Origin of the sequence: Prauserella flavalba (assembly GCF_003202235.1) — a bacterium.
GTDB classification, from domain to species: Bacteria; Actinomycetota; Actinomycetes; order Mycobacteriales; family Pseudonocardiaceae; genus Prauserella_A; species Prauserella_A flavalba.
Window position 1 is genome coordinate 144,967 of the sequence record NZ_MASU01000002.1, and the last position, 12,595, is coordinate 157,561.

Sequence of the window (12,595 nt, forward strand, 5' to 3'; positions counted from 1 at the left end):
CCACGCGTGATCTGGTCGGTAGCTTACGAACACATGCCCGACAGGCGGGGAGAGATGACCACGACAGCCGACACGGACAGACAGAGCGAGACCGCAGGCGACGAGACCGAGTCCGCCCCGGAGTCGCCGAGGACCGCCGAGCCCGGCAGGCGTTTCCGCACCCTGCTGGCCCGGCGAGATCGTCTTGCCTGGCTGATCGGCGGCCTCTCGCTCGTGCTGGGCGGCGTGTTCGTGGTCGTGGACATGGCCTACAACCAGGGCAACCTCGTCGCCCCGCTCGACGACGTCTACATCCACCTGCAGTACGGCAAGCAGCTCGGCGAGGGGCACCCGTTCCAGTACAACACCGGTGACCCGATCAGCACGGGGGCGAGCAGCCTGCTCTACGCGTTCGTGCTGGGCGCCGCCTACGTCGTCGGCTTCAAGGGCGCGCTCTTCCTCACGTTCGCCGTGCTGTTCGGCGTCCTCTGCATGGCCATCACGGCCGGGCTCGTCTACCACCTCGGCCGCGCGCTCGTGAGCCGAGCCGTCGGCGTGTGGGCCGGCGTCCTCGTGGCCGTGAGTGGCCCGCTGCTGTGGGGCGCGGCGAGCGGCATGGAGGTCGGGCTGACGTCCCTGCTGGTCACGGGCTCGGTACTGGCGTTCGTCAAGGAGCGGCCCTCGATCCGGTTCCGGTGGACGCCGCTCATCGCCGCCGCGATGGCGCTGGTCCGGCCGGAAGGCATGATCTTCGCGATCATGCTCTGCGGCGCGATGCTGTGGACGCTCTGGGGTGCGCGGCGCGAGCGGAAGGTCCCCCTGCCCGCGCTGTGGACCCTGCTGCCGCTTGCCGCCACCGCGGCGCAGTACCTCTTCTACCGGCTCGCCACCGGCACGTTCACCGCCAACGGTGTGCAGTCGAAGTCGCACCTCAACGACCGCCCGGTGTTCTACCTCGGCCAGTTCATCGACCGCACGGTGGCCAACATCCGGGGGGCCGTCGACTACTTCAACGGCATGAACGGCCAGGACTTCGCGTTCCCCGGCATGCTCGTCGTGTTCCTCGTGGGCCTGGCGTACCTGCTGGTCACGCGCAGGCGGTGGCGCCCGCTGCTGCTCGCGGTCGGCCTCGGCTTCGGCGCCGTCGTGGTGTCGGTGTCGACGCTGTCCACGGCGCTGATCCACGAGCTGCGCTACTTCCACCCGTTCCTGCCGCTGTACATCCTGTTCACCGTCTGCGGCGTCTACGCACTCACGCGCGTGGCGTTCGCGGAGCGCGCACGCCGCATCGGGATGCACGTGCTGCTCGTGGTGGTCCTGCTGTTCTCGCTGGTCGCGCTGCCGACCTGGGGGGTGCGGCTCGGGCGTGAGGCGGCCACCATCCGCGACACCGACGTCTCGCTGGGCGCCTGGATCGACGGCAACCTGCCGCAGGACGCGATCGTCGCGGTGAAGGACGTCGGCGCCGTCGCCTACTTCGGCAACCGCAAGGTCATCGACACGATCGGCCTCGCGACCAACGGCCTCGCCGAGGCCAGCAACAACGGCACCGGCTCGCTCTACGAGGCGCTGCGCAAGCTGCCGCCCGGCGAGCGCCCCGACTACTTCGCCATCTACGAGCCGCAGCCGGGCGCGCCGATGCGACCCCTGGTCGACGCGGGCATCCTCGGCCCGGAGCCGCTGCAGACGCTGCCCGTGCGCGCACCCGCCGACCTCACCGGCTTCCGGATCGTGCCGTTCGAGGACCTCAAGGTCTACGAGGCGCACTGGCAGCTGGCGGGCAGCGGTGAGGCGTGCCCCGTGCCCGGCGATGTGCGCGACTACCTCAACGCGGGTGACCTGGAGAGCGAGGAGGCGCACGACTACGAGGCGCGGATGGAGCAGCCGAGCCTGCAGCCCAACAGCCTGCTGCGCAGGCAGGACGACGTGATCGACAGCGGCAGGGTGATCGTGGGCGGCGAGGCGTTCACGGCGCACAACCTCCAGCCGGGCAAGCCGCTGAAGATCACCGGCCGGATTCTGGCGCCGGGCGAGGAGCGGTCGGTGCGGGTGCTCGTCGACGGCCGCGAGGTCGGCGTCTGGCAGCTCGGGCCGAAGCGCGACAGGTGGACGAACGAGTCGTTCACCGTGCCCGGTGACGCGATCACGGCCTCGACGGTCTCGGTGGAGCTCGCACCGGTTCGCCCGATGCTGAGCCCCTACCCCGAGTACACCTCCTTCGGCTACTGGTTCATCCAGTAACCCCCGCTGCAGTGAAGGCCACCTTGCCTGCGTTGAACGCGGGCAAGGTGGCCTTCACTGCGGTTGGGCGGAGCTGCTCGGTGGGTCAGATGGGCAGCTTGCGGAAGATGGGCCTCGGCACGTGCCGCAGCGCCGACATCACCCAGCGGAAGGTGCCGGGCGCCCACACGAGGTCCTTCCCCGCCTGGGAGGCGTTCACGGCGATCTCGGCCACCTGCTCGGCGGTCTGCTCCAGCGGGGCCTTCCCCATGCCCTCGGTCATCTTCGTGCGCACCTGGCCGGGACGGACCACGGTCACCGTGACGCCGGAGGGCTTCAGGGCCTCGCCGAGGCCGAGGAAGAAGCCGTCGAAACCGGCCTTCGTGGAGCCGTACAGGAAGTTCGACCGCCGCACGCGCTCACCGGCGACCGACGACAGCGCGATCACCTTGCCGTGCGCCTGCTTCTTGAGCTTGTCCGCGAGTGCGACGCCCACCGAGACGGCGGCGGTGTAGTTCACGGTCGCCAGCTCGACGGCCTTGGCGTGGTCCTGCCAGACCTCCTCGGCGTCGCCGAGCAGCCCGAAGGCCACCACGGTCACGTCGATGTCGCCGCCCTCGAACGCCTTGTCCAGCACCGCGGGGTGCGAGGCCGTGTCCTTGGCGTCGAAGTCCACAGTGGAAACATCGGCGCCCTTGGCCTCGAGCCGCTTGGCGGCGGCGTCGAGCCGCGCGGAGGGCCGTGCCGCCAGCACGATCCTCAGTGGACGCTTCGCGAGGTACTGCTCGGCGATCGCCAGCGCGATGTCCGAGGTGCCGCCGAGCAGCAGCAGCGACTGGGGGTTGCCCACCGCGTCGATCACAGTTCCAGCCTCCTGGCCATGTCCGAGATGAATACGCCGTCGGGGTCGACGGAATGGCGGACCTTGCGCCACTCGTCGAGGCGGGGGTACATGCGGTGGAAGGTCTCCGCGGCGGTGCGCGAGTCCTTCGCGGTGTAAAGCCGCCCGCCCGCGGCCAGCACGTCCTCGTCGAGCTCCTGGCAGAACCGGCCGAGGCCGTCCTTGGTGGGGAAGTCGACGCTGAGCATCCAGCCGGGCGAGGGCCACGACAGCGGGGCCGGGTTGGCCTCGCCCATCCGCTTGATCACGTTGAGGAACGAGTAGTGCCCCGAGTTCGCGATCTTGCGGCACATGCGCTTGAGCTCGTCCTCCCGCCCGAACGGCACGGAGAACTGGTACTGCAGGAAACCGGCCGAACCGTAGCCGCGGTTCCACTCACTCAACATGTCGAGCGGGTGGTAGAACTGCGTCAGGTTCTGGATCTTGCCGCGGGCGCCCTTCTTCGGCACCGTCCGGTGCCAGAGCTGGCCGAGCATCGTCGCGGTGACCTTGTTGACGAGCTTGTTGGGGAAGACGTCCGGGATCGTCATCAGCACCGGCGCGTCGAACTTGAGCGGGTCGGCCTTCAGCTTCTCCGGCAGCTCGTCGAGCTTGGCCAGCGAGCCGCGAGAGAACGTGGCGCGGCCGAGCCTGCCGTCCCGCGAGATCAGGTCGGGCACGGCCATCGAGTAGTCGTAGTTGAGGTCGGAGCCGTTGGTGAACAGCTCCAGCGTCTCGTCGAGGTTCGAGGTGCGGTCGGCGTCGACGACGAAGTACGCGGACTCCGTCTTCTTCATCCGCACCTTGGCCCGCACGATGATGCCGGTGAGGCCGATTCCGCCGACCGTCGCCCAGAACAGCTCCGACTCCGGGCCCTCGGGCGTGATCGTGCGCACCCTGCCGTCGGCCGTCAGCAGGTCCATCGACAGCACGTGGTTGCCGAAGCTGCCCGCGCTATGGTGGTTCTTGCCGTGGATGTCGTTGGCGATGGCGCCGCCGATCGTGACCTGGCGCGTGCCCGGCAGCACCGGCACCCACAGCCCGTGGGGGATGGCCGCGCGCATGAGCGCGTCCAGGCTCACCCCGCCGTCGACGTCCACCGTCGCGCTGTCCGGGTCGATCGAGTGGATGCGGTTCAGCGCCGTCATGTCGACGACGAGCCCGCCCGCGTTCTGCGCGGGGTCGCCGTAGGAGCGTCCGAGGCCGCGAGCGATGACGCCGCGCTCACCGGCCTGCGTGACCGCACGCGCGATCGTCTCGACGTCGGGCGTGCTCAGCACGTTCGCGATCGTCGGGGCTGTGCGGCCCCACCCGGCGAGTGCCCTGCGTTCGGTGTGGGGTTCTGGAGTCGCTGCGCTCACCCGGCCCAGGGTAGCGATGCCCGTGTGCGAGACTCGGACCGGACAGATTCCCGGCCGATGAGGTAGTGCAGTGGTGGCGACCGACTCCCAGGCCAGTGAGGCGGCGAGCAGGCCCGCTTCTCCCGGTCTGCTGGCACAACTCGTTCGATTCGCGCTCATCGGTGGTTTCTGCGCGCTGGTCGACTCCGGCATCTACTGGTTGCTGCTCCAGGCTGGCACGTGGGTGCATCTGGCGAAAGCGATCAGTTTCATCGCCGGCACCACGACGGCATATTTCCTTAACCGCCGCTTTACTTTCACCGCGGCACAAAAGGGCGGAGCCGGGCAGATCGGCGGCTTCATGCTGCTCTACACGGTGACGTTCTTCGTCAACGTCGGCACCAACGCGCTGGCACTGGAACTGCTGCCCGAGTTCCAGTGGCGCGTCGCGCTCGCGTGGATCATCGCGCAGGGCACGGCGACCACGATCAATTTCGTGATGCTGAAGTGGGTCGTGTTCCGCGAACCCCGTGCGTGACGGCCTTGTGCGTTGTCCCCAGGGATGGCCTGTACCTTAGCTGGCAGCCCCCCGTGAAATGTTTTCCTTGGAGGACTGAGGTCTGATGCCCGGTAAAGCCGCTCCGGCAACCGCACAACAGCCGGCCACGAACGGCAAAGCCCCGGCGAGCGAGGAGCAGGCGCTGTTCTCCGAGCACACCCCGCAGGGCAGGCTGCTCGCCCAGCGCGGCCTCTTCGCGGGCCCTTCCGACGTGGTGAGCAAGGACCTCTACTCCGACATCACGGAGGGCGTCGCCTCCCGCAAGCGCGAGAGCGTCACGCTCGAGCCGTCGGCCCGGGTCTCCGGCAACACCTACTTCGGACGTTTCCCCGCGAGCTACTGGCAGCGCTGGACCAACGTCCCCGCCGTCACCGTCGAGGCCACCGTCACCGGCTCCGGCCACCTGGCCGTGCGGGCCTCCGACGTCGAGGGTGAGCCCCGCACCATCAGCGCCACGTCGGTGGAGAACGCCAAGCAGCCCCGGACGGTCACGCTCGAGGCCAAGCTGGACAAGTTCTACGACGGCGGCGCGCTGTGGCTCGACCTGGAGACCGAGGCCGGTGAGCGGCTGACCGTCTCCGACGTCCGCTGGACCGTCGAGCCGCCGGCGAAGGTGCGCCCGACCGCGGTGACCATCTGCACCATGAACCGCGCCGACGACTGCCTCCATAACCTTCAGGCGCTCGCCGACTCGCTGCCCGCGCTCGACACGCTCGACGCCATCTACGTCGCCGACCAGGGCACCGACACCGTCGACTCCCGCGACGGCTTCGCCGAGGTCGCCGAGCGGCTCGGCGCCAAGCTGCACTACATCAAGCAGCCGAACCTCGGCGGTGCCGGCGGCTTCACGCGCGGGCTCTACGAGGTCGCCGGTCACACCGAGACCGAGCACGCCAACGTGCTGTTCATGGACGACGACGTGCTGCTCGAACCAGACCTGGTGATCCGGTTGACGGCGTTCTCCAACCGCGCCGCGAACCCCATGATCGTCGGCGGGCAGATGCTGAACCTGCTGCACCCGAACCAACTGCACGTCGGCGCCGAGTACGCGCGGCTCAACACGCTCGAGCCCGGCCAGCCCGTCGCGCACAGCCTCACCACCGCCGACCTGCTCGGTGTCGACGAGGAGTCCGGCAAGCCGAACCGGCAGGAGCGCCGCCTCGACGCCGGCTACAACGGCTGGTGGTCGTGCCTCATCCCGTACGAGGTCGTCAAGGAGATCGGCTACCCGATGCCGTTCTTCTTCCAGTGGGACGACGCGGAGTACAGCTACCGGGCGCGCGCACACGGGTTCCCGACCGTCACGCTGCCCGGCGCAGGCGTGTGGCACGCGGACTTCCACTGGAAGGACTGGGACGAGTGGCACCGCTACTTCAACCTGCGTAACTCGATCATCACGGCGGCCCTGCACAGCCCGTTCGACCTCAACGTGCTCTCCCGCGTGCTGATGGCCCAGCTCGTGCGGTATCTGCTCGGGATGCAGTACGGGCTCTCGGCGACCCTGATCAAGGCGGTCGAGGATTTCCTCGAGGGGCCGGACATCCTGCACGACGGCGGCGTCGCCGCGATGAAGGAGATCAGGGAGATCCGGGCGCAGTACCCGGAGACCAAGCGGTACCCGGCCACCGACGTGCCTGGCATCGCCTCCAACGACATCGGCATCATCAACACCGCGCCGAGGCCCAGCATGCAGCGTCTGGTGCTGCTCAAGCGCATCCTCAACCGCGTGCTCGGCAAGCACCGGTTCGCGCTCGGCGCCATTCCGAGCGACGAGGCCCACTGGTGGCACGTGTCGCTGTTCGAGACGGCCGTGGTCACCGACGCCTCACAGGAGGGCGTGCGGGTGCGGCGTTACGACCGCGACCGCATGTTCGACCTGGCCAAGCGCGGCGTGCGCACCATCCAGCGGCTCCGCAAGGAGGGCCGCGCGGTGCAGGCGCAGTACAAGCGCGCGCTGCCAGAGCTGACCAGCCGCGACAACTGGACGCGGCTCTACCGGCTGTGATCGTCGGGGTGGTGAGTGCCGGGGGGCACTCACCACCCCGGCCTGCTTGTCAGTGCAGGCCGAACACCTTCCCCTTGCGCTGCAGGTCGTCGATGTAGGCGACCGCGACGTGTGCGAAGTTCACCTGCAGGTTCACGTCCTCTTTGGTGCGGATGGTCTGGACCGAGCCGTGGTCGAGGTACAGGTAGAGCTGCTTCGTGAGCTCGGCGACGTCGTCGGGATGCACGGTGAACAGCAGCGGTTCCCCGCCGCTGACCAGGTGCAGGACGAGCGTGGGTTTCTCATCGGCCATGAAGTCCACAACAGCAGTCCGTGATCGCCCCGGCAAGATTGGTTCGCTGACAGCGGAGCCTTCGCGGCTGCTGATAACGTGCGTTCGCAGAAATCGAGGCAATCGGGGGGAACCGGAAAATGGCGCATTCGTTCTCGCTGTCACTGGTGGCGGTCGACATGCTGCTCGAGCACCTCAAGCTGGGCAAGGCGCCGTTCCCGTTCCAGATCCCCCACATGGGCACCACCCACACGCAGCGAGCCCAGGTCAGGGAGGCGGTGTTCCGTGACCTGGAGAGCCGTGACCTGTTCAGCCGCGGTCGCGTCGACGCCGACGCCCAGCTCGCGCTGGAGACGTTCGTGAAGGCTCCGCTGGCGGTCGCGGCGGCGGCGCAGCTGAAGAAGGACGACAAGCTGTTCGCGAGGGCGGCGTCGGACGGCCAGTTCGCGGTGGTCGTGAGGCAGGACGGCAACCTGCTGGTGTTCGATGAGGTCAGGCCCACGAACTTCGTCTCGGCGATCGTCGACCTCCTGCCCCTGACGCCCGCGGCCGCGGGCCAGTCGGTGACGGTCGCGAAACCCGCACCGCGCCGGAAGCCCAGGCACGGAGCGCCCGACGAGGGTGGCTACGACCCGTTCGCGGGCGTGGCCCCGCCGCGTTCGCACTCGGCGTCGCAGGAACGCGCGGTGGCGAGGCTGTTCGAGAAGCCGAAGGAGGGGATCGGCCAGTTCGCGGCTTTCGTGCGCGGCAGGGACGGCAAGGAGGTCAGCCTCGGCCCGATCGCGTGGTTCGACACCGAGGACGGCCGGTACTTCTGCACGCAGCGCGCGGCCGAGGACGGCCAGCAATGGCTGACCTACGCGCCGGGCGACAACGCCCGCATCGCGCAGCAACTGTATGCCCAGCTAGAGGGCTATCTGTAGCCGAAGTGGAACCAGACGTGGCCCCGGCCGCGTCATACCGCGGTCGTGGAGAGGATTCTGTGAACGCCCGTCGCGGTGAGTACCCGGCTTGTAAACTGCCGTCGGACGACACAGGCGAGGATGTGGGGTAACGATGCCGATCGCATGGGATTCGGGGGAGGCGCCGGACACCAGCGCGTGGGGCGCTGCCATCGGCAAAGCGGTGTCTGCGGTCGACTCGCGCGCCATCGAGTCGACAAAGGCCGAGACGGAGAAGTTGCTCAGCGCAGCCAGGTCCGGCGGCTTCCGGATCAGCGAGGAAGGCGTCAAGCCGCTTCGCGACAGCCTGACGCAGATGCGGGACCGGCTCGATGAGCTGACGCAGAGAACCACTCAGTACCTGGGACAGGCGCCGAAGCTCGGCAGTCACGAGTACGGCGAAACCGTTGCGGCGCACGACCAGAAGGGTGGCGCCAACGAACTCGGCTCGGCTGCCGTGGTACTTGACCAACTGCGAGAGGTCCTTCGGGACGCCGATGAGGCACTCGCGCGCGCTGCCGGTATCTACAAGGAGAACGAGAGCGCGACGACCGGCAGCCTCGGGCCGGTGCAGGCCTGAGCGATGGGAAACTCAGTGATCCGCCCGTTCGCCTTGCTCGCGTCCGGAGCTGCCCTGCTTTTGCTGACCGCATGTTCGAGCGACGAGCCTGGCTCGGCTGAGCCCATGAGCGAGACGCCCACGAGTCAGCCGCAGAGCTCGAGTTCGCCGTCCACGTCGAGGCAGAGTGATGACGGCGCGTCGGCGTCTTCGCTCGACCCCTGCACGCTGTTGACCAAGGACGACATCTCGTCGTTCGCCACCTTCGAGGATGCTAAAGAGACCGAGATGGGTGGCGCTCGCGGCTGCGACTTCTATCCCGTGCGAACCGATGCGAGCGATCTTCCCTCGATAGGCGTGGCTGTCCGCGAAAGCCAGTCCGTGGACAGCGTTAATGACGAGGGCTTGGGAATCAACACTGGTGACCTGAACGGTCGGGACCTCGCGCAGGTGCCGACTCATGGCGGCTGCATCATCGCGATGGCTGTCGGCGACAGCTCGCGGGTCGATGTAACGGTGACTGGTCTTGACACGCAAGAGTCGTGCGATCTCGCAAGCCAGGTGGCCGAGATCGTCGAACCGAAACTGCCTGAGGGGTGAGCACCATGACCAGTGCGCGCACGCTCACAGACGAGGAGATCTACCAGTTATCCCCGTCGCAGCGGGAGGAGTACTTCCGCCAGCGCGCCGAGGCTGGCGTCGACGACGGTGGCATCACCGGTTGGATCAACCGAATGGTGGCCCAGGGTAGGGCCGGTATGGAGGCACAGGAGGCCGGAAACCAGCGAGTCCGGGACCTGTCCTCCGGTGACGTGCGATATGTCGAGGGGTTGCAGCCGTCGCCAGCTGACTACCAGGGCCACGACCACAGCTCCATGTCGGGTTACCTGGCGAACAACCTGGATCCCCAGGAAGTTGTGAACATTTCCGACGCGTATCACGAACTGCACACCGCGTTCAATGAGTTCGCGACTCAGCTGAAAGAGGCAGTCGGCAAGTCACAACATGAGTGGGAGGGCGCGGCCGCAGACCAGGCGTACGGGTATTTCCAGAGCCTCAGTACCTGGGCCGACGGTAACTCCCAGAACGCTCAGCTCGCCTCCGAGGTCATGTACCAGCAGTCCGAGGCGGCGACCACTGCCAAGAACAGCATGCCCGAAGAGGTTCCCTTCAACTGGGAAACCGAGATGCAGCGCTGGGGCAGCAACCCGTTCAACATCGTCTCCAACATGAACGAGACGTTCGAGACCTACCAGCGCAGCCAGGAGGCCCATTCCGAGGCCGCGCGGGTGATGACCCAGTACGACAACGACCTCTACACCGCAGCCTCGAAGCAGCCCGTGTTCGCCGAGCCGCCGAAGTTCGGCACCGGCACCGGCGAGGGCACCGGCCTCAAGCCTCCCGGTACCGGCATCAGCATGCCCGGTAACGGCGGCACCGAGGCGTCCGGTTACAGCGGCGGCTCGATTCCCGGCGGCAGCACCGTGCCGGGCGGCAGCGGTGGCGGCAGCTACGGCGGTGGTGGCGGCTCCGTGCCCGGCGGCGGCTACTCCTCGACGCCGGCGCCGTTGCCCGGCAGCTACACCGGTAGCACCCCGGGTACCACTCCGTCCGGCTACCGGCCGCCAACCACGAACCGGCCCCGGATTCCCACCGGGAACAACAACAGCAACTTCAACAACATGGGCCCCATGCCGATCGGTCCGATGGGCGGCGGCAGCGGTTACGGCGCGGGCGGGTCCGACTACGCCAGCAAGCTGGGCCGCGGCGGGGCCGGTGGCTTCGGCCCCGGCGGCAGCGCGGGTGCCGGTGGGGCTCCGGGCGCCGGAGCCGCGTCCGGTGCCGCCAAGCCCGGCATGGGTCCGATGGGCGGCGGTGCCGCCGCGCCCGGCGCCGCAGCGGCGGCGGGCCGGGGTGGCATGGGTGCCGCGGGCATGGGCGCCGGAGCCGGCCGTGGCCAGGGCAGCGAGGACGCCGAGCACCAGCGGCCCACCTACCTCGTCGAGGGCGACCCTGACGAGGTGTTCGGCACCGACCAGCGCACGGCACCGCCCGTCATCGGCGAATAAGGCACAGCGAACGGCCCCGGGCACGAAGCTCGGGGCCTTTCCACGTCAGTCGTCAGTAGCGGAAGAAGCGTTCCCTGCGGCCCTGGCGGACCAGTCGCAGCCACTGCGCGAACGCCTTCGGGTCCCGCTTCACCCCCACGAAGTACAGGCCGAAGCGCAGGACCTCCAGCGCACCGATCTTGCGCATTCCCGGCTGCGACAGCAGGTAGCCCCTGTTGCGGTAGGTGTAGTACCGCTTGACGTCGTTCTCCGGGTCCTGCGCGTGGAACCGGCCGCCCAGCATCGGCTTGAACTCGTCGGAGCCGTTGGGATGCAGGTAAGCCGTGCGCAGCGACGTGCCGAACGGCAGGCCCGAGCGCACGAGCCTGCGGTGCAGCTCCACCTCGTCGCCGCGGAAGAACAGCCGCAGGTCGGGCACGCCCGTGACCTCCAGCGTCGATGCGCGGAACAGCGCACCGTTCATGAGCGAGGCGATGCCCGGAAGGAAGTCGGTGCCCAGCTCGGCCGACGAGCGCTTCCACGTGAGCCCCCTGCGGAGGGGGAACGCGAGCCGCTCGGGGGCGTCGATGTTGACCACCATCGGCGAGACCTCGGCGAGGTCGCGCTGCCGGGCCTCGTCGAGCAGCACCTGCAGCACGTGTTCGTCTGCGGGCCTGCCGTCGTCGTCGGCCAGCCACACCCACTCCGCGCCCAGCGCGAGCGCGTGCAGCATCCCCAGCGCGAAGCCGCCAGCGCCGCCCAGGTTGCGGTGTGACGGCAGGTAGGTGGCGGGCAGCGAGTACGCCTCCACCACGTCGCGTGCGGGCTTGTCGGGGCCGTTGTCGACCACGATCAGGTGGTCGACGGGCCGTGTCTGCGCCTCGATCACCTTCAGCGACTCGGCCAGCAGCTCCCGCCGGTGGCGGGTGACCACCACGGCGACGACGGCGCCCTCCGGCAACGGCTCCATGGCTGCCACCTCAGTCGCCGCTCAGCGCCGGTGCGTCTTCGAGCCGGTCCAGCGTCTCCTGGCTGACGTTGTGGAAGGGATCCCTGCCCTTGTACGCCGTGAGCACCTCGCGCAGCCCGCCCTGCATCTTCATCCGGCCCTCGTCCATCCAGATGGCCGAGGTGCACAGCTCCAGCAGCAGATCGTCCTGGTGGGACGCGAACACCAGCAGACCCGAGCGCTTCACCAGGTCGACGAGCCGGTCGCGCGCCTTGTTGAGGAACGCGGCGTCGACGGCGCCGATGCCTTCGTCCAGCAGCAGGATCTCCGGGTCGATCGACGTCACCACGCCCAGCGCCAGCCGCACCCGCATACCGGTCGAGTAGGTGCGAAGCGGCATCGAGAGGTAGTCGCCGAGCTCGGTGAAGTCGGCGATGTCGTCGACGCGCTTCTCCATCTGCTTGCGCGTCATGCCCAGGTACAGGCCACGGATCATGATGTTCTCGTAGCCCGAGATCTCCTGGTCCATGCCGACGCCGAGGTCGAAGACCGGCGCCACGCGGCCGTTGACGCGGGCGGAGCCGCGCGTGGGCTCGTAGATGCCGGAGAGCAGCCGCAGCAGGGTCGACTTGCCCGCACCGTTGTGGCCGACGAGGCCGATGCGGTCGCCGCTCTTGACCGACAGCGTGATGTCGTGCAGCGCCTCGATGATGGGCACCTTGCTGTCGGTGCCGATCTTGCCGCCCACCTTGCCCAGCACGCGCTTCTTCAGCGAGCGGGTCTTCGCGTCGAAGATCGGGAAGTCGACCGACGCGTTCCAGACGTCAATGCTGATCATCTTTGT

The 12,595-nt window shown here is 68.5% G+C and carries 12 protein-coding genes; 7 read left to right on the forward strand and 5 right to left on the reverse strand.

Features of this window, described 5'->3' with window-relative positions:
- The first annotated feature begins 54 nt into the window (after positions 1-54).
- Entirely contained in the window at positions 55-2,220 is a 2,166-nt protein-coding gene (locus BA062_RS02930; RefSeq protein ID WP_110334475.1) for an ArnT family glycosyltransferase, read from the forward strand.
- Positions 2,221-2,305: 85 nt separating this feature from the next.
- Here the strand turns inward: BA062_RS02930 and dprE2 are convergent, their stop codons facing one another.
- On the reverse strand, positions 2,306-3,061 hold the full coding sequence (dprE2, locus tag BA062_RS02935) for a decaprenylphospho-beta-D-erythro-pentofuranosid-2-ulose 2-reductase (protein ID WP_110334476.1): 756 nt from the start codon (positions 3,059-3,061) through the stop codon (positions 2,306-2,308).
- The gene (dprE1, locus tag BA062_RS02940; RefSeq protein WP_210406743.1) at positions 3,058-4,440 is read right to left on the reverse strand and encodes a decaprenylphosphoryl-beta-D-ribose oxidase; all 1,383 of its coding nucleotides are present in this window, start codon (positions 4,438-4,440) and stop codon (positions 3,058-3,060) included. Before dprE1 ends, dprE2 begins: the two co-directional genes overlap by 4 nt.
- Positions 4,441-4,510: 70 nt before the next feature.
- Here dprE1 and BA062_RS02945 point away from each other — a divergent pair, with 70 nt between their 5' ends.
- Both BA062_RS02945 and BA062_RS02950 read left to right on the forward strand, forming a co-directional pair.
- The gene (locus tag BA062_RS02945; RefSeq protein ID WP_110334478.1) at positions 4,511-4,957 is read left to right on the forward strand and encodes a GtrA family protein; all 447 of its coding nucleotides are present in this window, start codon (positions 4,511-4,513) and stop codon (positions 4,955-4,957) included.
- An 85-nt stretch (positions 4,958-5,042) separates the two neighbouring features.
- Positions 5,043-6,983: a glycosyltransferase gene (locus BA062_RS02950; protein WP_110334479.1), complete on the forward strand. Its 1,941-nt coding sequence runs from the start codon at positions 5,043-5,045 to the stop codon at positions 6,981-6,983.
- 49 nt (positions 6,984-7,032) lie between these two features.
- Here the strand turns inward: BA062_RS02950 and BA062_RS02955 are convergent, their stop codons facing one another.
- Positions 7,033-7,275 (reverse strand): hypothetical protein, encoded by a 243-nt coding sequence (locus BA062_RS02955; RefSeq protein ID WP_110334985.1) that lies wholly within the window; start codon positions 7,273-7,275, stop codon positions 7,033-7,035.
- 119 nt (positions 7,276-7,394) lie between these two features.
- Between BA062_RS02955 and BA062_RS02960 the strand changes: the two genes are divergently transcribed.
- The 4 genes from BA062_RS02960 to BA062_RS02975 all read left to right on the forward strand — a co-directional run bounded on the left by BA062_RS02960 (position 7,395) and on the right by BA062_RS02975 (position 10,823).
- A complete protein-coding gene (locus BA062_RS02960) occupies positions 7,395-8,177 on the forward strand; it encodes an ESX secretion-associated protein EspG (protein WP_110334480.1) in 783 nt (260 codons plus the stop codon).
- Between the two features lie 133 nt (positions 8,178-8,310).
- On the forward strand, positions 8,311-8,775 hold the full coding sequence (locus tag BA062_RS02965) for a hypothetical protein (RefSeq protein ID WP_245959654.1): 465 nt from the start codon (positions 8,311-8,313) through the stop codon (positions 8,773-8,775).
- 3 nt (positions 8,776-8,778) lie between these two features.
- Positions 8,779-9,354 carry a DUF3558 family protein gene (locus BA062_RS02970; protein ID WP_110334481.1) on the forward strand — a complete coding sequence of 192 codons (576 nt, stop codon included), beginning with the start codon at positions 8,779-8,781 and terminating at the stop codon, positions 9,352-9,354.
- A gap of 5 nt (positions 9,355-9,359) precedes the next feature.
- Positions 9,360-10,823, forward strand: a complete 1,464-nt coding sequence (locus BA062_RS02975; RefSeq protein ID WP_110334987.1) for a hypothetical protein — start codon at positions 9,360-9,362, stop codon at positions 10,821-10,823.
- A 52-nt stretch (positions 10,824-10,875) separates the two neighbouring features.
- Here BA062_RS02975 and glfT1 read toward each other — a convergent pair whose 3' ends face one another.
- The gene (glfT1, locus tag BA062_RS02980; protein ID WP_110334482.1) at positions 10,876-11,772 is read right to left on the reverse strand and encodes a galactofuranosyltransferase GlfT1; all 897 of its coding nucleotides are present in this window, start codon (positions 11,770-11,772) and stop codon (positions 10,876-10,878) included.
- 10 nt (positions 11,773-11,782) lie between these two features.
- Positions 11,783-12,589: a galactan export ABC transporter ATP-binding subunit Wzt/RfbE gene (wzt, locus tag BA062_RS02985; protein WP_110334483.1), complete on the reverse strand. Its 807-nt coding sequence runs from the start codon at positions 12,587-12,589 to the stop codon at positions 11,783-11,785.
- Between the last annotated feature and the right edge of the window lie 6 nt (positions 12,590-12,595).